Origin of the sequence: Tolypothrix sp. PCC 7712 (genome assembly GCF_025860405.1) — a bacterium.
GTDB classification, from domain to species: Bacteria; Cyanobacteriota; Cyanobacteriia; order Cyanobacteriales; family Nostocaceae; genus Aulosira; species Aulosira diplosiphon.
The window spans coordinates 1,359,707-1,381,953 of the sequence record NZ_CP063785.1; the positions used below are offsets into that span (position 1 = coordinate 1,359,707).

Here is a 22,247-nt window from a genome sequence, read left to right on the forward strand (position 1 = left end):
TAGTTCCAGTTCTCTACCTAATCGGCCCTGGAACATTACCACTTATCCCTATCTCTGCTTCACAGCCTGCACCGCAGCATCAGCATTAACTAAACCACGACCGAAGAAATACTCTTGGGCGGAAACGGGTTTCGCCTTAGGGAAAATACCAGAAGGTCGTGAAACTGGAGCATCTACAACAGTTCCAAAACCGACTTCCTTCTGCAACCTATAGCGATTAGCATCAGCTTTAGAAAGATTGAGTCCATCATAGGTAGCAGTCTGATTGAGAATTGAGACAATTTCATCGCGGCTTAATCGCCGTTTTGGATCTTCTCCCTTCATCAGGGCCACTACTCCTGAAACAATGGGAGCCGAGAAAGAAGTCCCTTGTACCTGGACATACTTACCTAAGGGGTCTAACGCCAAACCCCAGGTGTAATCTGGTACAGACATTCCCTGCCAAAAACCATCCAACCAAGTACCACCTGTCGTTAAAATTCCACCACTGAGGCTATTTTGGATTTCGCCGCCGGGTGCGACTAGATCTAATCCGCCGCCATAACTGCTGTAGAAGGTGCGATTACCCGTCATATTTGTAGCACCTACTGATACAACACCAGGAATACCAGCCGGGAATCCAACTCCATCCAAATTTTCATTACCAGCAGAAGCAACTATTACCAAATGACGATGAGCATCCAACACATCAAAAATTTGCTCGGTTAATCCCTCATCAGGAAGCAAACCACCCAAACTCATATTGATCACATCAACATTTCTACTGGCAGCATAACCAATAGCTTCGGATAAACTTGCCATATTAATCGCACCACGTAAGCCAAAAACCCTAATTGGCAGGATTTGGGTATGAGGCGCAACTCCCAGAATACCTGCTTTATCTTCCGAATTAGCAGCAATCACACCCGCAGCCCAAGTACCGTGAAACTCACTCCCAATTTCAGCACGAATCAGATTGCGAATGCGATGAGCAATTTCACTGTCTGAAGCTTTAGGGTAACGCTGTTTTAAGATGCCCGACAGTTGTTGATATTTCTTTAATAATTGGTCAGATGGTAATTTAAAAGTGTCTTGAAATTCTGCTTGAATCTGTGACATTTCTTGGGAACTCAAGCGTGTATCAGCGTCACCTTCACCTGGGCTAGAAAAGTCCCAGCCATATTCCTCACCAGGTAATTTATCAGAGCGATCGCCAGATTTGTATGTCTTCTTCACCAAGTCGGGATGATCCCATTGAATCAAGCTATCAATTACCGCCACGACAACCCCACGTCCGCCATTGCTGTTGCGCCAGGCTTCCGTAGCGCGAATATCAGTCCGAGCTAACAGCTGACCCCGGCGAGGAGTACTATTTAAATGCCATTGCAAAGGTAGTAAGTTGGAAGAAATCGGAGTATCTTTTGGTTGGGGTAACTGTGCCAACTGCTGTTGTAAGCGTTCGGCGGCGTGAGGAGTTTCTGGTAAATTGGCTGCTGTTGCCAGCAATTGCGACATATGATCGGAAGTCGCTTGAATAAAATTCGGTGTTGCTGATTGCACTCCTGGTACTTGAGTTAGTTGATTAGCCACATGTAAAATTTCAGTCCCAGATACTGACTTAGAACGTACTAAGTAGCGGTTTTTACTAAATCTCAAGGGACGAAGTACTTCTAAATTGTGGCGCAGTAGGATAATTTGCCTTTGGCTCTCGGACATCTCGCCCTCAAAACTAATGACAATCTCGTTGGGTAGTACAATAACTGGCTCAGATTTTGTTTCTGGAGATGCTGACTGTGATTTACGGGATAAGATAGGTAATATTTCTTGCACGTAAGGCTGTTTTTGAATCTGCTGTTGAACTGTATTTAAGGAAGCACGAGTGCCAGAAGGTAGGTTAACTAGAGCGATGTTTTCTCCCAAAGGTTTAACATCTACATCAGAGCGATGATTACTACCAATGCTACGAGTATTACCGCCACCACGTCGTAAATCTTGTTGCAACTGTAAGTATAAAGGTTGGATAGAGCGAGAGCGTGTATTCTTGGGTTTAAAGCTCACAGCCACCGTATCACGGCGCAAATTCAAAGGAATTTTTTGTCCGTAAAATGTATAAAACAATTCATCTGCTGTTTGTGCCTGCGCGAACTCACGGTGTTGCTGAGGAAGCAGAGAAAAGCTGGTAGCACTGAAAAAACAACCTGCCAAAATCAGACTGGAAATTAAACGTCTCATAAGTGCGAACTGGGAATTAATTTTGCCAGATATGTGTATTTCTGATGATTTGGAGGATATGCAATTTCTCAGCAGCAGAGGTTGGCGCAAAATTGCATAAGGTCGATTTTCTCAGAAGTACTAAAAAATGAAAGCTCAAGTTTAAAAAGGCAGAAGGCAGAGGGCAGAAGGTTTTATTCAGATCGGAGTCGGAGTAACACCCCTCCTGTTGGAAGTCTTAAACCCTCGTTCCCTAAGGTTGCTGGCAGAGGGGACAGGTACGCAGGGTTAGGAGCAACTGCCGTGGCAGGAAGCAAAATTCCCTTCTGCCTTCTGCCTTCTGCCTCCTGCCCTCTGCCTTTCCCAATAACTGTTAAATTAGGGACTCAGTATGGAATCTCAAAAAATGGTTGGACTTGCGTTGAAAAGCATCGGCAATGTGACAATTAACAATGACCAATAAATACAAATACTTATGAGCGAGGCTTCAAGATATTGGCAATTGGTGAGGATTGATGCGGGAGGGAACCGGAGAATTCAACAGATACCTGCGGCGAAGTCGTTTTACTCACAAGTATTTGAGCGTTTGACACCAGATGCAGACATCCAGGGTAAATTGCTAGATTTATATCGCCATAGTTCTGGCGAGACTGCTTTACTAGCAGAACGTTGTTTGCTGTGTTTTCTATCTTGGATTCTTGAGCAAGGATGTCTGCAATTAGAAAGGAAATTTGGTCAAAAGCATAATTTTACTGCTAGCGATTTGTTCCCTTATGTCCTAGATGATGATGGTAAATTATCAACAGCCCGTGTATATCAATGCTTCTCGCAAAAAATTCTCCAGAGTTTTGATCCGCAGCAAAGTAGTCTGACTACTTGGGCGATAATGAAATTAAAGCAACAGCCTGAATTGAATAAAGTTTTATTAGAATGTGGTGTTTATTTAATTAGTAATTGGGCGATTTTAAATGATACTCAACCTAAACAATTAGAACGCATTTTCAAAGATTTTCATATTTTTAGCCAGGGTGGTTTTAGCGACGCAGCAATTAAAGAAGCGCAATCTATTTTAGAAAGCTATCATACTATCTACCGCTTGCAAAGACTGCAACAACGGAGAAAAGGTCTCAGGAGTAAATGTATTGCACCTGATACTCAACAATTACAAGATATTGCCCAAGATATTCAAAAGCATACAGGTCAAATTTTTGAGATTGAAGTTTTGAGTCAGAAACTGCAAAAGCTGGCTGCTCAATTGCGCGAGTACCGAATTTATGTTCGGGGTGGTTCTGTACAGACAAGTTCTCTAGACGCTGTGTATGGAAGCAAGTATAATTCTTTGATAGAAGAAATCCCGGCGACTGAAACTAATAATAGTTTAGAAGAAAACGACGAACAAACCGAATTTTTACAGTTTTATCGCCATCAATTTCAACTTAGCTTACAACAGGCTTTAGCTCAAGTTACAGAATCGCGAGTTAGATATTTAGAACGGAAAAAAGGCGATAAAGCCACGATGTTTTTAACTGCTTTGGAGCTATCTCAATGTCAAAAATTGGCAATGAAGGAAATTGCTGAATTCCTGGGATTGAGAGCGCAAGATTCGGTAACCAAGTTATTAAAGTTAAAAAACTTGCGGACTGATGTCCAGCAGGAAATGTTGGTAATTTTAAAGGACTCTCTCAAAGAAAAGGCTAAAGTATATGTTGATATCCAAGCTTTGAAAAACCTGGACGAGCGATTGACAAGCTTTCTGTTTGAGGAAATTAGCCAAATGCTGGAAAATTCCGAGATTCAATCAAGAACAATGAAAGCTCACCTAAAAGCTGATATTTTCGCCGAACGATTATGTGAATATATCCAAACTAGAAAAAGAAATTAAAACAAAATTATGACAAATTTATTAAGTAATCTTCCTCCCATGTCTTACCTTGATTTTGATGCTTTACCAACTTCAGCAGTTATTCTCTCACCCGATGAGATTGACCAAGCCGCAGTACTCAGTAATCAAGTTATTAATGAATCCAAACAATGGCAAGCTTATCTTCATTATTTAGCTTTATCAGCTTTTGAGCAATGGCTAGAAGAAAGAGCAGAATCTTTAACTATTAATCGCGAGCAATGTACAAGTTTACAACCAGTTTTAGCAAATTTTATTAGTGGCGTTGCTAATTTACAAGTAGGGGAATTTAAAGTCTGTTTAATTGCCACTGGTAGCTTGAGCGATGAAATGGTTAATATTCCCAGAGTAGTTGTAGATTTACCAGAGTTTATTCCCCACTTTTATGTTTTAGTGGAGGTGTTAGAAGAACAAGAAGCAGCAAATGTTTATGCTTTTTTAAGCTATGAAGAATTACAAGAGAATTTACAGACAACCTCTTTACAGTCAGATTGGAATTATCAACTGACAATATCCTGTTTTGATAGTAATCCAGACCGTCTCTTGCTTTATCTACGATGTTTGGAATCATCAGCAATCTCTTTACCTGTAATTCCTACAAATCGTAGTGCGATTTTAGCAAATATACAAAATCAGTTGGTGGAATTATTACCTCAGTTACAATCACCGAAACGGGAATTATCTGAAGTTTTAACTTGGGAACAAGCTGCTGCTGTTTTAACTAGTCCAGAATTGATCAATTGGGTTTACACATTACAAACACAAGCAGCTATAGAGAATATAGAGATTGGTAGCGCCAACCCAGAATCAACAGCTGCTTTTGCGTCTCTACAAGATGTAATTAAATTAATTACCCAACCTGCTTTAAATGCTGGACGTTGGTTGTGGGATGAGTTGGATGATTTAGCTGCTTCACTTTCTTGGGTGCTGTTACCCAGTTTTGCAGATGCTTCCCAAATGCGCCCAATACGTAGTCCTGAGGAAGAATTTGAGGTAATAGCTACTCAATTACGACAGAGGGGTTTAGAAATTCCCGTACAAGCGCGGGGTGCGTATCAAGATTTACTTTTAGCTGGGATACCTTTGCGGTTGTATGCTGTGACTTGGCATTTACTATCGGAATCTGAACAGCCAGAGTGGAGTTTGTTACTAATTTTGGGCGCACCTGCTTTAAGTAGTTTACCGTCTGGGATTAAACTTAGGGTCAGCGACCAAACAGGTATTTTGGATGAACCGGGATTAAATGCAGAGAGTGAAGATTCTTATATATTTACCCGTGTGGTTGGTAATTGGGATGAGAAGTTTTTGGTGAGTGTGAGTTTGATGGATGGCGTTGAGGTGACTTTACCGCCTTTTGCGTTTAATTTGGAGCGGTTACGGAATTGACGCGATTGGATACCAGAATTGGGCGATCGCTTTCACAATACTACTCTTCACTGGATAATTGCAATAAGCGGGTAATTGTTGCAAATGTCTGGTATGCTTTGGCTTTTTCTTTACAATATCTTTAAATAGCTTGTGATCTCCAGTATTAATACGGTCTGTCACATCAAGGTATCGTAATGATGCTGAGGTCATTTTTAAATTTTGGCATAACCTGGTTTGTCCTCAGAAATATAAGAGATTGAGTAATCAATCTTCTGTAGCCATATTAAGAGGAATAACCAATGTCTAAGAGTTTGAAGAGTTTCGCCCTAGTTAGTTTAGTGTTTTCACTGACTTGTGGTGTTGGGTTAGCGGCGAATGATGTGATAGTTAAGCATACTTTGGCGCAAACTGCAACCAGTTCGGATACTAAAGCAGATGCAGATAAGTTGTTTGAAGAAGGTGTACAGCAGTTTCGACGTGGGGAATATCCCAAAGCTTTGCAGACTTATCAACGGGTGCTGGAGATACGGCGAAAACTGGGGGATAAAGCAGGGGAAGCTGCCACTTTAAATAAATTGGGTGAGGTTTACAACGGCTTGAATCAACCTACCCAAGCTTTGGAAGTTTTGCAGCAAGCTGTAAATCTGTATAAAGTGATTGGGGATAAAGCTGCAATTGGCGAAGTGTTGGATAATATCGGCACGAGCTATAGATTAAATTTTGATGCTACTAAAGCATTAGAATTTTTCCAACAAGCTTTAACAATTCGTCGGCAAGTTAATGATAGAAAAGGTGAAGGTAAAACTCTCAGTAATATTGGATTTACTTACAGTAATCAAGAGCAATATCCTAAAGCCTTGGAAATTTTACAGCAAGCTTTAGCTATTCATAAAGAAGTAAAAGATACTGATCGGGAAGCATATACATTAATTAGAATTGGAATAGTTTATAGTAATTTACGTGATTATAAACGTGAATTTGAGTCATATCAACAGGCATTAAAAATAAGTAAAACCCTCGAAAATAAAGACGGAGAGTTGAGAGTTTTATTTAATCTAGGATGGCACTATAACAGTCAGGAAGATTATGTTCTTGCTGTGGATTATTGGCAAAAATCATTAATACTAGCGCGAGAAATTCAAAATAAATCATTAGAAGCTAGCAGCCTTGAAAATATTGGTGATACTTACTCTGTTCAAAAAGAATATAGCAAAGCTATTGAATTTTATCAGCAAGCATTAGTAATAAATAGAGGATTAAAAAATAAATCAAAAGAAGCAGATATTCTTCAGATGATTGGGAATATTTACTTTATTCAAGAACAGTACAAGCAAGCTAGTCAAATATATGAACAAGGATTAACCGTAGCTCAAGAAGCCAAAGATAAATTAAGAGAAGCTAGTATTATTACAGAAATTGGGAAAGTTTATTTTCAACAAAAACAATATTCACAGGCGATTGAAACTTATCAAAAAGCACTTAGTATCGCACAAGACTTAAAAAATAAATCTCTAGAAATAGGTATTCTTAGAGAATTAGGAAATATTTACTCCCAGCAAAATCAGTACGAACAAGCAATTAAAATCTACAAACAAGCATTAAGTATTGCACGAGAGAAAAAAGATAAATCTCTAGAAATTCGTATTTTAGGAGAGATTGGAGATGCTTATAAAGACCAAAACATGTATGACAGCGCTCTTCCATTTTATCAGCAAGCACTACCACTTCTATCAGCAATTGAAGATAACACATTCAAAGCAAATTTTCTAATTGTTATCGGTCAAACTTATTTATTTCAAAATAAAGATGATCAAGCAATTGAATTATTTCAACAAGCCTTAAAAATTTATCAGACGCTTCAAAATAAAGAAGGGCAACTGACTGCTTTGCAGAAAATTCTTGCAGGGCATAATTCTAAAGCTGTAGACTTCTTTGTTAAAGAATTATATGGTCAAGCGAAAGTAGAATATTCTCGTGTCATAGAACTAGCTCCATCAGTTATTAATCTTGCAAAAGAACTAAATAAACCAAAAATTCAAGCATCTACTTTGGCTGATTTAGGTGCTGCTTATGCTTTTATCCATGAAAATAAAAAGGCAGTTGAAACTTTACAACAGGCTGCCAAAATGGCTCGCGATCTGAAAGATTTAGTCACTGAAGCAACAGCTTTAGGAACCTTAGCCAATATCTATCGATCTCAAGGAGAACATCATAAACAATTAGAAGTAGATAAACGATATTTAGAAATAAAAAGAGAAGAAAAATCAAAATCACAACAAGATTATGGTTTATTGGGAGAAGTATTTGCTTTAAAATCTCTAGCTAGTACTTATAATGTTTTGGGAGAGCATAAAAAGGCAGTTGCAACATATCATGAGGCTTTACGTATAGCCCAGCAAATAAAAATTGATAAATTACCATCCAATGTTCGGGATAATGCTGTGGAAGCAGAAATTTCTGCTTTGGGAGGTCTACAAACAAGTTATAGTCTCTTTGGTAAATCTAATCAAGCTTTAGATTTTGCTCAACAAGCTGTCAAAAAAGCTCAGGCATCAGGTATAAAAGAATATTATGCAGAAGCTTTAATTGACTTAGCTAAATTATATACTGATGACTTCAAAGATTTTCCTAAAGCAATCGATATATGTAAGCAAGCCTTAACTATCGCTCAACAAATCAAAGAACCTAAAGTTGAAGCAAACGCATTAAAACAACTCAGTAATATTTACACCAAACAAGGTAATCACACTTCTGCCCTGGAATCTGCACAGCAACTTTTGGCTATAGCCAAGCGAGTAGAAAGTCCCTCTCTGGAAGAAGATGCTTTAAATAACTTACGCGATATTTACTTTAGCCAGGGTAACTTTATTAAATCTCTAGAGATAGCACAACAAAATCTGCAAATAGTACAAAGCAAAATGGTTGGGAATGAAATTATTGTTTTGCTAAATCTTATTGAAAATTACATTTATGTAGGTGATACAAATAAAGCATTGGAGACAGCACAGCAAGCTTTAGCTTTAACAAGAAAACAGTCAAATTTATTGTTTGAACCAGGTATTTTAGTATATCTCAGCAAAGTATATAAATTCCAAGGAGAATATGACAAGGGTATTAAAACAGCAGAGCAAGCAATAAGTATTTCACGTCAAATTAATAATTTTACTTTAGAAATCGAATCTATAGCGGCTTTAGCTACTATTTATGAAGCCACAGGACAGTATCAACAAGTGACGGCTCTTGGTGAACCTTTACTTGGTAAAATTCAAAAGTTAAATAATCCAGTCAGAAAGGCAGAAGTTTTAATTGTTGTAGGTAAAGCATACGGATTAACTGGGGAGTACACAAAGGGTAAACAATTAGTCGAGCAAGGTTTGGCAACTGCCCGTGAATTGAAAAATCCACTATTGGAAGTCCAGGCTTTAAACGCATTAGGTAGTATTTACAGTTCCCTGAATGATTATGGACAAGCTTTAGATTTAACACAGCAAAGTTTAAAAATTGCAGAGCAACTTAAAAGTCCTATCATTCAAGTTGATACCTTATATTTTTTGGGAGATATTTATAGCAAACTAGGAGACTACAAAAATAGCGCTAAGTATTATGAACAAGCATTGACAATAGTCAAACAGTTCAACAATCGTCAGGGCGAAGGTACACTTTTATTAGCTCTAGCTAGTAATTACTTTTATCAAGGAGAAACGAATAAAGCTATAGATTCAGCAACAAAAGCATTGGTGATTTTTACAGATATTAAAGAACCTCGCTTAGAAGCTTTAGCAAAATTAATTCTAAGTGCTGGCTATGGTGAATCGAAAGATGATGCAAAAGCGATGGAATCTGCTCAAGCATTTTTGGACTTTGCGAGAAAAAACCAAAATAGTGTTTGGGAAAAGTTAGCTTTCAGTAATATTGGTAGTTTACATCGTAAGTTTGGCAGAACAGAACAAGCAATAGTTGCTTATCAACAAGCTTTAGCAATTAAAACAGATAATCAAGTAAAAGGTGCAGACGCAGGTATTTATGCTGGATTAGGACGGGTTTATCAGGATTTAAATCAACCTAATATTGCTATTGCAAATTATAAGAAATCTGTGAATAGGCTTGAAGAAATTCGTGGTGGTATTGAAGGCTTACCCAAAGAATTACAAAACTCTTTCTTAAATTCAACTATTGATTTCGCTCAAATGAAGGTATCGGATATATATGCTCAACTCGCAGGTTTGTTAAATGATCAAGGAGCATATAATGAAGCGTTCCAAATCCGGTTACTTATAGAAGAACAAGAAATTCGAGAAGCAAGAGGTTCTAGAGGTAGCACAGAAGGTAAATTAAATATCCCTCTCACTCCCACAGAAGCAAAGATTCCCGAACAAGGTAAAATCACACTTGCTTTGGCTAGTCAGATAAGTGAATGCGAAAGAACTAAATGCAGTCAACTCACTGAGCTTAATAATAAGCTCAGTGCTTCAATTCAACAAGTAAATAAAGAATTGAAGAAAATTGAAGAAGAAATTAAGGATAATCGTGCTAAAGATGAACAATTCTTTAATCCGAAAGGATTCGCAAAAGCCCAAGCAATTGTTGAAGCCCAAGCAAAGGAAACACGCGCAAACAGCGTTATGATTTATCCCTTGGTACTAGAAAATGAATTGTGGTTACAAGTATATGGACAAAACGGGCTAGTCAAAACAGAGAAAGTCCAAGTATCAAGGAAGGAATTAAGAAATACAGTCAAAAAATTTCGTGAGTTAATCGGAAAATGTGAACCAGAAGGTTATTACTGTAGTGTAAAAGATATTGCCGAAATACAGCCTATCAGCCAACAACTCTACAGATGGCTAATTAAACCTTTAGAGAAGGAATTAACGGATAATCAGGTCAAAAATCTGATTTTTGCGCTACATAGAGAAATTCGCTATATTCCCATGAGCGCACTTCATGATGGGAAACAATATCTAATCGAAAAATACACAATTCATAATGTCACTACAGAAAAGATTGAAGAGCAAGATAAGCTACCTACTAATATTCAAAATACCCCCCTTTTAGCAATGGGATTATCGGAACCTGCTCCCGATCCAAATCCTAATTCTAATAAGAGTTTCCGTGCTTTATTAAATGTACCCAAGGAATTAGACGCTATTGTTCGTGAAAATACCAACGATAAGCAAGGAATTTATCCAGGAAAAGAGTATTTAAATAAAATCTTCAATTTTGAAACATTGCGAGATAATTTGAACAAATACAAAATTCTTCACCTTGCTACTCACGGTGTATTTGACTCAACAACCCCAGAACAATCTTATATCTTAATGGGAACTGGTACACCATTAACACCGGATATGATTTCTAGCTTGACAGGATTAAAGGATATTCATTTGGTTGTTTTGTCAGCTTGTCAAACAGCCCTGGCTACTTCTACAAATCAAGATGAAGCTCAGGACGGTGTAGAAATTAATACCCTTGCTTACGAGTTTATGAATCGAGGTGCTAAATCGGTAATGGCTTCTCTTTGGAAAGTTGATGATCCTAGTACATCTCAACTAATGCAGTTATTTTATAAAAATCTTGCTACTGGCAAAATGACGAAATCTGAAGCATTACGTCAAGCACAACTTAGCATAATAAAAGGTAATAACTCTACGAACACAAATATTGATAAACGTGGTGCTTACTTAGAACCAGGTGCATTACCCAGAAATGAGCAGCGCAAAAGTAGTTACTCTCACCCCTACTACTGGGCACCATTTATTTTAATTGGTAACGGTTTATAAACAACATCAGAGATGCAATTAATCGCATCTCTCTTCACTAATAAATAACGCACTACCAATCAGTAAGCACACATGAGCAACTTTTATCTCAAAGTTCAACACATTGAAAAACTTTGTTTATTTCAACTCAGTTGGGGAAAAGGACAGCAGCTAAATGTGACAATTCCCTATCCTCAAAATCTCACCATACTTTATCAAGATTGGCAACGTTCCTATCTAAATTATTACAAAAATTACAAAACACAATCAGTACGTGGTCGGATAGCAGATAGTGGTGTAATTTCTACTCCTCCGACTGATTGGCAGGCAAAATTAGTGCAAGCGGAAGCTAAATTTTTGTTGGAATTTCATAAATGGTTGCGTTGTGCAGAATTATATGAAATTCGTATGGCTTTGGCTAATGTAGTAGGGGAGAAAGAAAAGATAGAAACCCTTTCTCAATCACCAGAAATTACAAATCTTTTTCTTACTTGTAACACCATAGATTTAGAACGCTTTCCTTGGGAATCGTGGGAAATTGGTACAGAATTTGCACTTTCTTCGGGAAAAATTCGTATTGTTCGTACCCCTGTAAATATTCATCGAGGATTTGCACAGAAAAATCCTCGGCTTACTCGTAAAGTTAGAGTGTTAGCAATATTAGGTGATGAAACTGGCTTGGATTTCAAAGCTGAAAAGCAAGCAATGCGTCAATTTAAAAATATCATTGATGTCAAATTTGTAGGTTTACAGCCAGAAACAAGTATTACAGATTTAAAAACTAAAATCAAAGATGCTATTACCTCTGAATTAGGTTGGGATATCTTATTTTTTGCTGGACACAGTAATGAAAATAATATCACAGGAGGAGAAATTAGTATTGCTAAAAATGTCACTTTATCGATTAGTGAAATTGCACCATTATTAAGTATCGCAGTAGAACGTGGGTTACAATTTGCAATTTTTAATTCCTGCAATGGTTTGAATATTGCTAACTCTCTCATTGACTTGGGTTTGAGTCAAGTTGCTGTGATGCGCGAACCCGTTCATAATGCTGTCGCCGAGGAATTTTTACTACACTTTTTACAAGCCTTGGCGGAATTTAAAGATGTTCACGAAGCTTTATTATTAGCATCCCAATATTTGAAGACAGAGAAAAACCTTACATATCCCAGTGCTTATTTAATTCCTTCTTTATTTCGTCATCCCGAAGCACCTTTATTTAAGGTTGAACCATTTGGTATTAAACAAAGACTTAGAAAAATTATTCCCACTCGAAAAGAAGGTATAGCACTTGCAGCTTTATTATTAATTAGCTTACAAATTCCCATCCAAAATCACTTATTAGGACGCAAATTGTGGGTACAATCTCTCTATCGTCAACTAACAGGAAAGGTTAACCAGCAAGAGGTTCCTCCCGTATTACTTGTAAAAATAGACGACGAATCAATTAAAAAATCTAAAGGTAAAATCAGCAACCCTAGACCGATGAACCGCGAATATATTGCGAGTTTAATCAATCGGCTAACAGATAGAAAAGCGAAAATAATCGGGATTGATTTTATATTAGATAGACACCAACCCGAAAATGATAAAAGTTTAGCTCAAGCAATTAAAAAAGGTGTTAATACATCGCCTAATCCAACTTGGTTTATCTTCGCAGGAACTGAATCTGATGCTGGAGTTTGGCAGACTGCGATCCCTGAAATTGCTAGTTTCAATTGGAGTTTAGATGGAGAAATTGAAATCTTATTTTGTGATAAAATACAGCGTATCCCTTGTTATATGACACTGTTACCATCATCAAATAATAATTCAACACCTTTCACTTTTGCAGGTTTATTAGCTTTATCACATCAATTACAATATTCTCTCGATGATTCCAGTAAAGATAGTAACAATAATCTCAAAATTCCCCAACCTAAACTAGATAGTCAAAGCAATTTTTGGCAGCAGTTAAATAGCTATCTCAACCGGAATAAACATAATATACTAGATAAGACAATTTTAAATTCACCTCGTTCTCGCTTGCAACCGATCGCAGATTACAGTACTATCATTTCCCAAATGTGGCTGCATCCAATTATTGATTTTTCTATCCCTCCCAATCAAATATATGAATCCGTCCCTGCTTGGAAATTGTTAGAACAAGATAGTAAAAATCTACCTTTGGCGAACCTACAAAAACAAGTAGTTATCATCGCAGCAGGGGGATACGATGAAGCGGGAATGTCAATAGATAAAGAAGATAATTTTGATGTACCCCCAGCACTAGATTTTTGGCGATTGCAACAGGGAAACAATAGCAGAATTATACCTGGTGGAGAAGTTCATGCTTATATGGTGCATCATTTTCTCACACAGAGATTGGTTATACCTATTCCTGATGTTTGGATATTGGGGATTGCTATTTTGATGGGAAAATATTTCTACTATTTATTACGCAAACATTCCCACTATTGCTGGCAATGGCTGATGCTAATTTCTTTACTAACAGTCGTTTATGGAATTATTAGTTTGGAAATATACATATCATCCCTAGCGATTATAATACCTTGGTTTTTACCATCTGCGACCGTTTGGACATATTTCATAACAGGTTTTTTACGGAGAAGGGTTTATGAATAATTACAACTGGATTTTACCCAGCTTGTTGATATCTGCAATGACTGTTACATTGCTCCCTGTTTTGCCAAATCAAGTATCCCACGCCGAAAAGCGTCCAGCACAGCCGTCTTTTTCTTGGTGGAATCTTTTTCGGAGGAACCCTCCAGTGGGAAGGGGTAAAGGCGCACCACGTCCAATCATTAATGGTGTTTGTATTGCTGCACCAGATCGTGGTGAGATAATTTGGAGCGATCGCCCGTTTATAATTTGGCAAGGAAATCTGAAAAAAATCGGACTTTCTCAGGGTATTCCCGATGCGAGTGCAACTGACAATATTCAAATCGGACAGCTTTATGCAACTTATACGGGGAATCCCTTGCTACCTGCTCAACAATACCATTGGTCAGTAGCAATTGAGAATTCTTGGGCGGGAAATATTGCGTTTAAAATCATGGAACCCCAGCAAAAACAGCGCATTACCAATGATTTGCAGCAATTGGAGCAGCAAGAAAAAGCTAAGGGTGTAACTGCTGAGGGTATCGCATTTGCAAAAGCGAAGTATTTTTTAGAACAAGACCCACCATTGCGGTCAGATGCATTGCAGCAAGCTTACTCGGTGGACAAACCTTCACCAGAGTTAGTTAAAATCCGGGAAGAGATTGTGAAAGATTTTTGTAAACCAAATTAACCACAGACTAAGAATTTTCAACTGGTTGAGATGCCTAAAATTAAGCCCCAAATTGTTGTTATACAAGAGTTTGGGCATTTATATCACTTTCGACATCATAAATGCTGGCAGAAAGATTATTATGAGAAAAAGAAGTTGCGATCGCTGTCTATGAATCTTCAATCCGTTGTAAGTTTAAACAAGCTGCCTCTTCATATCCTAGTTGAACGGCTGGATTCAGGGCATTTTATCGCATCAGTATCAGAATTAGCTGATTGTGTAGCCGAAGCTGAAAATCGTGAGGATGCGATATCTTCGATGGGCTACGCCTACGCATTTCTACAGGAAAAAATTAAAGAAAGGCTGGCAAATATTGAGATTTTGACGATAGAAGTTGCAAATAATCCCTGGACAGATTTTATTGGTATGTTTGAGGGAGATGAGGATTTTGCACAGCTGGCTGAGGAATTGCGGACAGAGCGCGAGTTAGATATCAATGGTGCAGCATGAGCCTTTGGTTGCTAGATACTGACCATGTATCGCTACTGTTGGATGGATGAAATCGATCAGCGTGGGAAAAAATGCCCACATTACTTGTTTTTGCTCAATTCCTTGAGAGAGAAGGTTCAACAATAACTTGCTTGGTACGCTAAAAAAAGCATAACCTCTTGTGGTTGAGAAATACGAGTAATTACTGAAAGATTTAAAGGGCTGAAAAAATGCGTAAAAGTCTGAATTGCTGTAACCGCCGAGGTAATAGGCTTTATAAAGCCAAAAATAAGTTATCAATATTTGTTTATCGGGCTACATTTGTTACTGTGTTGCTTTCGTTGATATTTCCCGTAGGTTTAGCATCTCCGCAGATGAGAGAAGTAGAGGGTGGGGTAAGTAGTAAATTAGTAGCACAAGGACAGACACAGCAACAGCGACTAGAAGAATCAAGGAAACTAAATAAACAGGGACTTAAATTATTTCGCCAAGGTAAATATAAAGAAGCCCTAGAGTTATTCGAGAAAGCGCTAGTAATTACTCATCGTTCGCGTAATCGATTCTGAAAATAAAGAATTCATCAAAATGGTTAAAAGGCTTACAAAAAAAGGATTAATCGCATCAAACTTTTATCCATATACCCTTTAGAGGCGTGGTTAGTTCACAGTGCGATGACGGTGCGATCGCACCGATACATTCAGATTCCTACTGAAATCTTTGAGGGAAATCGGGTAAGTGTAAGCTTTCTATTCTGATTACCAAAACCAAAGCTATATATAGTAGGAATTTCATGGTTTTTTGGGAATTAATTATTTCCGATTTGGATTACGCGAATGGTGAGTAATTAGTAGAGAAATTAGTGATAAAGAAATTGAAAGTAGAATTTTAAGCAATATTGGTTCAGTTTACGACAATCTGGGCGAGTACAAACAGGCACTAGATTATTATCAACAAGCTTTAACTATCGCTCGACAAATCGATGATAAATTCGGCGAAGGTAGAATTTTAGACAACATAGGACAAGTTTACGATCATCTGGGAGAGTATCAAAAAGCATTAGATTATTATCAACAAGCCTTAACCATTTCTCGACAAATTGAGGATAAATTCGGCGAAGGTACAACTCTCCACAATATTGGAAAAATATATGACAATCTGGGAGAGTATCAAAAAGCATTAGATTATTATCAGCAAGCCTTAATCATTGCTCAACAAATTGATGATAAAGCTGGCGAAGGTACAACTATTAATAATATTGGTTTAGTTTATCGCAGGCTGGGTCAGTATCAAAAAGCATTAGATTATTATCAACAAGCTTTAACCGTTGCTCGACAAGTGGAAGACAAGGAACTTGAAGGTACAACGATTAACAATATTGGGTTGATTTATAATAGTTTGGGACAATATCAAAGAGCCTTAGATAATTATCAGCAAGCTGTAATTATTGCTCAACAAATCCTTGATAAAAGACTAGAGGGTATAATTCTCAGTAATATTGGGGTAGCCTACGACAATCAGGAAGAATACCAAAAAGCATTAGATAATTATCAACAAGCTTTAACTATTGCTCAACAAATTGGTGATAAAGAAGGTGAAGAAACTACTCTTGGTAATATTGGAGAAGTTTACCGCAGGAGAGGAGAGTATCAAAAGGCGTTAGATTATTGGAACCAAGCATTTAACATTGCTAAACAAATTGGTGATCAAGAAGGTGAAGGTACTTATTTAAACAACATTGGAGTAGTTTATAACAATCTAAAAAAATACCAAAAAGCATTAGATTATTATCAACAAGCATTACCTATTCGCAAACAAATTCGTGATAATACTGGCGAAGGTGGAACTCTCAATAATATTGGAGTAAATTATATAGATCAAGGTAATTACTCCGAAGCGGAAAAACCTCTATATGCTGCTATTAAAATTTGGGAGTCACTACGGGCAACATTAAATGATGAGCAAAAAATATCAATATTTCAACAACAAGCCACTACCTATCGCTGGTTACAAAAAGCTTTAATCGCCCAAAATAAAATAGAACAAGCATTAGAAATATCTGAACGCGGTAGAGCCAGAGCCATTATTGATTTAATCACCTCAAAATCAACCAGAAGTAACGAATTTTTAAACACAATCCCATCCATTGCTCAAATTAAAAAAATTGCTCAACAGCAAAAAGCTACACTTGTGGAATATTTCTTAGCCAAGGATGCAAAACTTTATATTTGGGTAGTTAAACCCACAGGAGAAATTGCATTTAAACAAGTAGATTTAAAATCCCTCAAAACACCTCTAAAAAATTTAGTAGAAACCAGTCGTCAATCTATTGGTGTTATAAAACAACGTGGTGCTGAAATTGAAAACCCACCCCTACCAAGTGCAGAAACTCAAAAGAAACACTTACAACAACTCCACGAACTCCTAATTACACCCATCGCCAAGCATCTTCCTAAAAACTCAGGCGATCGCGTAATTTTTATACCCCACGAATCCCTATTTCTCGTCCCCTTCCCAGCGCTCAAAGATGCAAACAACAAATACCTGATTGAAAAGCATACCATCCTCACTGCTCCAGCAATTCAGGTATTAGACTACACCCGGAAAAACACAGAAACATTAAATATTGCATCTCTGCAACCAGGAGATACATTACTGGTAGGGAACCCAATTATGCCAATTACAGGGATTCCCCCCGTACAACAACGTCCTTTACCCGGTACGGAAAAAGAAGCGAATAAAATAGCCCCCATCCTCAACACTCAACCTCTAATCGGTAAACAAGCAACAAAATCTGCCGTACTGCAAAAAATATCAACCGCCAAAATAATTCATTTAGCTACACATGGATTACTTTATGGCTTTGGGGAAAGAATACCAGGTGCGATCGCACTTGCTCCCGATACTCCTGGTGTCAACGAAGGATTGCTCAAAACAACCGAAATCATTAACTTAAATTTGAAAGCAGACTTAGTAGTTTTAAGTGCTTGCGATACTGGTGGCGGGGAAATCACAGGTGATGGAGTCGTGGGATTATCCCGTTCCTTGCTGACTGCGGGAGCAGAGAGTGTAATCGTTTCTCTCTGGGCAGTTGATGATAGTTCCACGTCAGATTTAATGGTGGAATTTTACCGCCAATTACAGCAAAATCCTGACAAAGCCAAAGCCCTACGTCAAGCAATGTTAAGCACAATGAAAAAATATCCCCATCCCATACACTGGGCGGCTTTCACCCTCATTGGCAACGCCGAATAAACGGGAATTCAAAAAAAATTTCACCAAGCCGCAAAATTTTGGCATATCCTCCTTACTCCCAGAAATACATATAACCAAGAAAGCAAAAGATACTTCCAGAACGGAAAAAACAATTGTAATTCACTCTGCCGAAAGTATCTAGTTTTCTTTTGCAAACACTACTCAACAATCATCAATCATTCAGGAATCAGAAAAATGAAAAAATTCACATTAGCACTCGGCATGGCTGTATTAGGTGCGATTATTTCTAGTCCTAAAGTTTTGGCAGAAAATCTCAATCAACCAGAACCAATCCTGATTGCTCAAACTCAAACTCAACTTAAGCCACAACTACAGCTACCTTCAATCAAACCTCAATCTACACATACCTACAACTCTGGAAATAGTAACAATATCGAGTCCTTATTAAATCAGGCAACAGAGTATCTACAAAAGGGCAATTATGACCAAGTAATTGAGAATTGTAATCAAATTTTACAACAAGATAAAGATAATTATGGAGCTTATATACTGCGAGGTTTAGCATATATCCAAATAGAAAAGTATCAGCCCGCAGTTGATGATTTTAATCAAGCAATTCGGATTGAGCCAAATTCCCATTACTCATACTTTGGTAGAGGTTATGCTTACTTGTACTTAAAAGACTACGAACAGTCACTAGCAGATTTTAATCAAGCAATAAAATTAGATTCAGATTTCGCCCATGCTTATTTTTGGCGTGGTATTGCTCAGGGTAATTTAGGTAATAAACAAGGAGCAGTTGCAGATTTAAAACAAGCTGCGGAACTGTATAAAAGAGAGGGTAAAACTGAGAATATGAAGACAGCACTTGACCTGCTAAAGCAAATTAGTTAATGCAAATACTAAGCCCAGATTCCCATCTGTTTGGAGGGGAATCTGTAGCACTCACATTTCTGATAACTGAGCTTTATGGTATTTTAAGTATAAATACGGATAAAACAGGTGCGTTACGTCAAGCGATGCTGGAAACGATGAAAAAGTATCCAAATCCTCGCGATTGGGCTGGTTTTACGTTGGTTGGTTTGTTGTAGTGGGGGTATGGCTATGCGTTCCTGCAAAGTTGGGTTAAGTGTGTTTGTTTGTCTATTGGCTATTTTTTCAACTTCATTGAGTTCTCGGTTGCCAATAGTGTTTACTGAATCGCGGGTTTTGGCACAGACGGTGGATGAAAGGAAAGCGGAAGCTGATAGGTTTTTACAGCAAGGTATTGAGCAGTTTCAAACGAGTCAATTTGAAGCAGCGTTACAATCTTGGCAAAAAGCACTACAAATCTACCGCGAAATTAAAGACCGTAATGGTGAGGGTCAATCTCTCGGCAGTCTTGGTGCTACCTATGGAGCTTTGGAAAACTACCCCAAAGCCATTGACTACCTTCAACAATGGTTAGTAATTGCCCACGAAATTAAAGACCGTCAAGGTGAGGGTAATGCACTGAAAAATCTCGGTCTTGCCTACAATAACTTGAGAGACTACCCAAAAGCCATTGACTACCATCAACAATGGTTATTAATTGCCCGTGAAATTAAAGACCGTCAAGGTGAGGGCACTGCGCTGGGAAATCTTGGTATTGCCTACTATTCCTTGGGAGACTACCCCAAAGCCATTGATTACCATCAACAAAGCTTAAAAACCACACGAGAAATTAAAGACCGTCAAGGTGAGGGCACTGCACTGAGAAATCTTGGTATTGCCTACTATTCCTTGGGAGACTACCCCAAAGCCATTGACTACCTTCAACAAAGCTTAAAAATCACACGGGAAATTAAAAACCGTCAAGGTGAGGGTGCTGCGCTGGAAAATATCGGTATTGCCTACTATTCCTTGGGAGATTACGCCAAAGCTATTGACTACCTTCAACAAAGCTTAAAAATCGCCCGCGAAATTAAAGACCGTAAAGATGAAGGGCAATCACTGGGAAATCTGAGTTCCGTCTACAATGCCTTGGGAGACTATCCCACAGCAATTGACTACAATCAACAAAGCTTAAAAATCGCCCGCGAAATTAAAGACCGTAAAGATGAGGGACACTCACTTGGCGGTTTTGGTTTTATCTACCGTTCCTTGGGAGAATACACAAAAGCAATTGACTACCAGCAGCAAAGCTTGGCAATTGCACGAGAAATTAAAGACCGTTTACTTGAGCGTCAATCACTGGTAGAACTTGCTAATATTTTTGGTATTTTGGGAGACTACCCAAAAGCAATTGACTACCAAAAACAAAGCTTGGCGATCGCACGAGAAATTAAAGACCGTAATGGTGAGGGTATAGCACTGGGAAATCTCGGTATTACCTACTTTTATTTGGAAGATTACCCCAAAGCTATTGATTACTATCAACAGGCATTGACAATCACACGAGAAATTAAAAATCGCAAAGATGAAGGTAATGCACTGATGCATCTAGGATCTGCTTACTGGAAGCAAGGAAAACTTACTTTAGCAGAGAGTACCTTAATGGAAAGCATAAAAGTTTATGAATCTCTCCGAGGTCGGGAATTAAAGGATAGTGAGAAAGTCTCAATTTTTGAAACCTATATTAATGCCTATCGGATTTTGCAACAATTTCTCATTGCTCAGAATAAAACTGATGCAGCTTTAGAAATATCCGAACGTGGAAGGGGAAGAGCATTTGTGGAGCTACTTGCCTCCCGTTTATCAACTAACTCCAAAGAAAAATTTCCAACCCCACCCAATATTACTGAAATTAAAAAAACTGCCAAATCACAAAATGCTACCCTTGTTCAGTATTCGATTATCGGTGGCAATTTCAAAATTAATGGTAAACAACAATGGAAAGAATCAGAGCTATATATCTGGGTCATAAAACCCACAGGAGAAGTCATCTTCCGCAAATCTGACCTCAAACCATTATGGCAGAAAGAAAAGACAAATTTAGAGGAATTAGTTAAAACCAGCCGTAAATCAATTGGTGTCAGAGGTGCAAAAATGGAAAACCCACCTCTAATCAATCCAGAAAAACAGAAAAAACGCTTACAAAAACTCCACGAAATATTAATCTCACCCATAGCTGACCTATTGCCCAAAAAAGAAACCGATAAAGTAGTATTCATACCCCAAGAATCATTATTTCTAGTTCCTTTCCCTGCATTGGAAGACAAAAATGGCAAATACCTGATTGATAAACATACCATCCTCACATCTCCATCAATTCAAGTTTTAGATTTAACTGAAAAACAATATCAAAAACGTGAAAAGAAAACCCTACAGACCAATGATATGCTGATTGTAGGTAATCCCATCATGCCTAAAGTTCCAATCAAAATTGGCGTCACACCGCAACTATTACCACCTCTACCTTACGCAGAAAAAGAAGCTAAAGTCATCGCTAATTTATTTAAAGTTCAACCCTTAATTGGCAAGCAAGCAACAGAATCCACCGTAGTCCAACGCTTACCGCAAGCACAAATTATTCACTTTGCCACCCACAGCTTATTTGATGATGTTCGCGGTTTAGATAGTTCCATTGCTCTAACACCCGAAAATTCTAACTCCTCCTCATCTCCTCTCACCAAAGAAGAGCAAAAACGCGATGGACTACTAACCGCAGAAGAAATTTTCGGCTTGGAATTCAAAGCAAATTTAGTAGTTCTCAGTGCTTGCGACACAGGTAGAGGAAGAATTACAGGAGATGGTGTTATCGGTTTATCTCGCTCTTTTATTAGTGCCGGAGTACCCAGTGTTATCGTCTCCCTCTGGTCAGTTGATGATGGTTCAACCGCATTTTTAATGACTGAGTTTTATCAAAATTTGCAACAAAAAATGGACAAAGCCACAGCATTAAGAAAAGCCATGCTCGACACCAAGAAAAAATATTCAAATCCATCACAATGGGCAGCTTTTACCCTCATCGGTGAATCTCAATGACCTACCCTTTGCAACGAAATAGGAAATTTTAAAGCCTTTATCTTTACAGAAAATACGTCAAAACTGGCATATCCTCCTACACCCCCAGAAATACAAATCACCAAACAATCTA

At 38.0% G+C, this 22,247-nt stretch carries 13 protein-coding genes and 1 pseudogene; 12 read left to right on the top strand and 2 right to left on the bottom strand.

Annotated features, from left to right (window positions below; genetic code table 11):
• Positions 1-48 precede the first annotated feature (48 nt).
• A complete protein-coding gene (locus HGR01_RS05395) occupies positions 49-2,211 on the bottom strand; it encodes a S8 family peptidase (protein ID WP_096622026.1) in 2,163 nt (720 codons plus the stop codon).
• Positions 2,212-2,665: 454 nt separating this feature from the next.
• Between HGR01_RS05395 and HGR01_RS05400 the strand changes: the two genes are divergently transcribed.
• Together HGR01_RS05400 and HGR01_RS05405 are read left to right on the top strand one after the other, a co-directional pair.
• Positions 2,666-4,072, top strand: coding sequence for a hypothetical protein (locus HGR01_RS05400; RefSeq protein WP_045874808.1), 1,407 nt, complete (start codon positions 2,666-2,668; stop codon positions 4,070-4,072).
• Between the two features lie 9 nt (positions 4,073-4,081).
• The gene (locus HGR01_RS05405; RefSeq protein ID WP_045874807.1) at positions 4,082-5,476 is read left to right on the top strand and encodes a DUF1822 family protein; all 1,395 of its coding nucleotides are present in this window, start codon (positions 4,082-4,084) and stop codon (positions 5,474-5,476) included.
• On the opposite strand, the gene HGR01_RS05410 is transcribed toward HGR01_RS05405, so the two are convergent.
• Positions 5,465-5,668, bottom strand: coding sequence for a hypothetical protein (locus tag HGR01_RS05410; protein ID WP_045874806.1), 204 nt, complete (start codon positions 5,666-5,668; stop codon positions 5,465-5,467). The genes HGR01_RS05405 and HGR01_RS05410 overlap by 12 nt on opposite strands.
• A gap of 89 nt (positions 5,669-5,757) precedes the next feature.
• Between HGR01_RS05410 and HGR01_RS41910 the strand changes: the two are divergent.
• The 10 genes and pseudogenes from HGR01_RS41910 to HGR01_RS05455 all read left to right on the top strand — a co-directional run.
• Positions 5,758-6,312, top strand: a pseudogene (locus HGR01_RS41910) (tetratricopeptide repeat protein); the annotation flags it as partial.
• Between the two features lie 3 nt (positions 6,313-6,315).
• Positions 6,316-11,235: a tetratricopeptide repeat protein gene (locus tag HGR01_RS05415; protein ID WP_235623148.1), complete on the top strand. Its 4,920-nt coding sequence runs from the start codon at positions 6,316-6,318 to the stop codon at positions 11,233-11,235.
• 72 nt (positions 11,236-11,307) lie between these two features.
• Complete coding sequence (locus HGR01_RS05420) at positions 11,308-13,842, top strand: CHASE2 domain-containing protein (RefSeq protein WP_045874804.1); 2,535 nt, start codon at positions 11,308-11,310, stop codon at positions 13,840-13,842.
• Positions 13,835-14,509, top strand: coding sequence for a hypothetical protein (locus tag HGR01_RS05425; RefSeq protein ID WP_045874803.1), 675 nt, complete (start codon positions 13,835-13,837; stop codon positions 14,507-14,509). The genes HGR01_RS05420 and HGR01_RS05425 overlap by 8 nt, the downstream gene beginning before the upstream one ends.
• 30 nt (positions 14,510-14,539) lie before the next feature.
• Complete coding sequence (locus HGR01_RS05430) at positions 14,540-14,998, top strand: type II toxin-antitoxin system HicB family antitoxin (protein ID WP_228045648.1); 459 nt, start codon at positions 14,540-14,542, stop codon at positions 14,996-14,998.
• 209 nt (positions 14,999-15,207) lie between these two features.
• Complete coding sequence (locus HGR01_RS05435; RefSeq protein ID WP_045874802.1) at positions 15,208-15,543, top strand: tetratricopeptide repeat protein; 336 nt, start codon at positions 15,208-15,210, stop codon at positions 15,541-15,543.
• A 349-nt stretch (positions 15,544-15,892) separates the two neighbouring features.
• Entirely contained in the window at positions 15,893-18,229 is a 2,337-nt protein-coding gene (locus HGR01_RS05440; RefSeq protein WP_228045650.1) for a CHAT domain-containing protein, read from the top strand.
• 195 nt (positions 18,230-18,424) lie between these two features.
• Positions 18,425-19,084, top strand: coding sequence for a tetratricopeptide repeat protein (locus HGR01_RS05445; protein ID WP_045874800.1), 660 nt, complete (start codon positions 18,425-18,427; stop codon positions 19,082-19,084).
• A complete protein-coding gene (locus tag HGR01_RS05450) occupies positions 19,084-19,281 on the top strand; it encodes a hypothetical protein (protein WP_045874799.1) in 198 nt (65 codons plus the stop codon). Before HGR01_RS05445 ends, HGR01_RS05450 begins: the two co-directional genes overlap by 1 nt.
• 13 nt (positions 19,282-19,294) lie before the next feature.
• Complete coding sequence (locus HGR01_RS05455; protein ID WP_045874820.1) at positions 19,295-22,135, top strand: CHAT domain-containing protein; 2,841 nt, start codon at positions 19,295-19,297, stop codon at positions 22,133-22,135.
• Positions 22,136-22,247: the final 112 nt, after the last annotated feature.

Coding starts and splice junctions, on each gene's coding strand:
- HGR01_RS05410 (WP_045874806.1), bottom strand. CDS start 5,668: ATGACCTCAGCATCATTACGATACCTTGATGTGACAGACCGTATTAAT.
- HGR01_RS05450 (WP_045874799.1), top strand. CDS start 19,084: ATGCAAATACTAAGCCCAGATTCCCATCTGTTTGGAGGGGAATCTGTA.
- HGR01_RS05445 (WP_045874800.1), top strand. CDS start 18,425: ATGAAAAAATTCACATTAGCACTCGGCATGGCTGTATTAGGTGCGATT.
- HGR01_RS05435 (WP_045874802.1), top strand. CDS start 15,208: ATGCGTAAAAGTCTGAATTGCTGTAACCGCCGAGGTAATAGGCTTTAT.
- HGR01_RS05420 (WP_045874804.1), top strand. CDS start 11,308: ATGAGCAACTTTTATCTCAAAGTTCAACACATTGAAAAACTTTGTTTA.
- HGR01_RS05455 (WP_045874820.1), top strand. CDS start 19,295: ATGCGTTCCTGCAAAGTTGGGTTAAGTGTGTTTGTTTGTCTATTGGCT.
- HGR01_RS05425 (WP_045874803.1), top strand. CDS start 13,835: ATGAATAATTACAACTGGATTTTACCCAGCTTGTTGATATCTGCAATG.
- HGR01_RS05405 (WP_045874807.1), top strand. CDS start 4,082: ATGACAAATTTATTAAGTAATCTTCCTCCCATGTCTTACCTTGATTTT.
- HGR01_RS05430 (WP_228045648.1), top strand. CDS start 14,540: ATGCCTAAAATTAAGCCCCAAATTGTTGTTATACAAGAGTTTGGGCAT.
- HGR01_RS05395 (WP_096622026.1), bottom strand. CDS start 2,211: ATGAGACGTTTAATTTCCAGTCTGATTTTGGCAGGTTGTTTTTTCAGT.
- HGR01_RS05400 (WP_045874808.1), top strand. CDS start 2,666: ATGAGCGAGGCTTCAAGATATTGGCAATTGGTGAGGATTGATGCGGGA.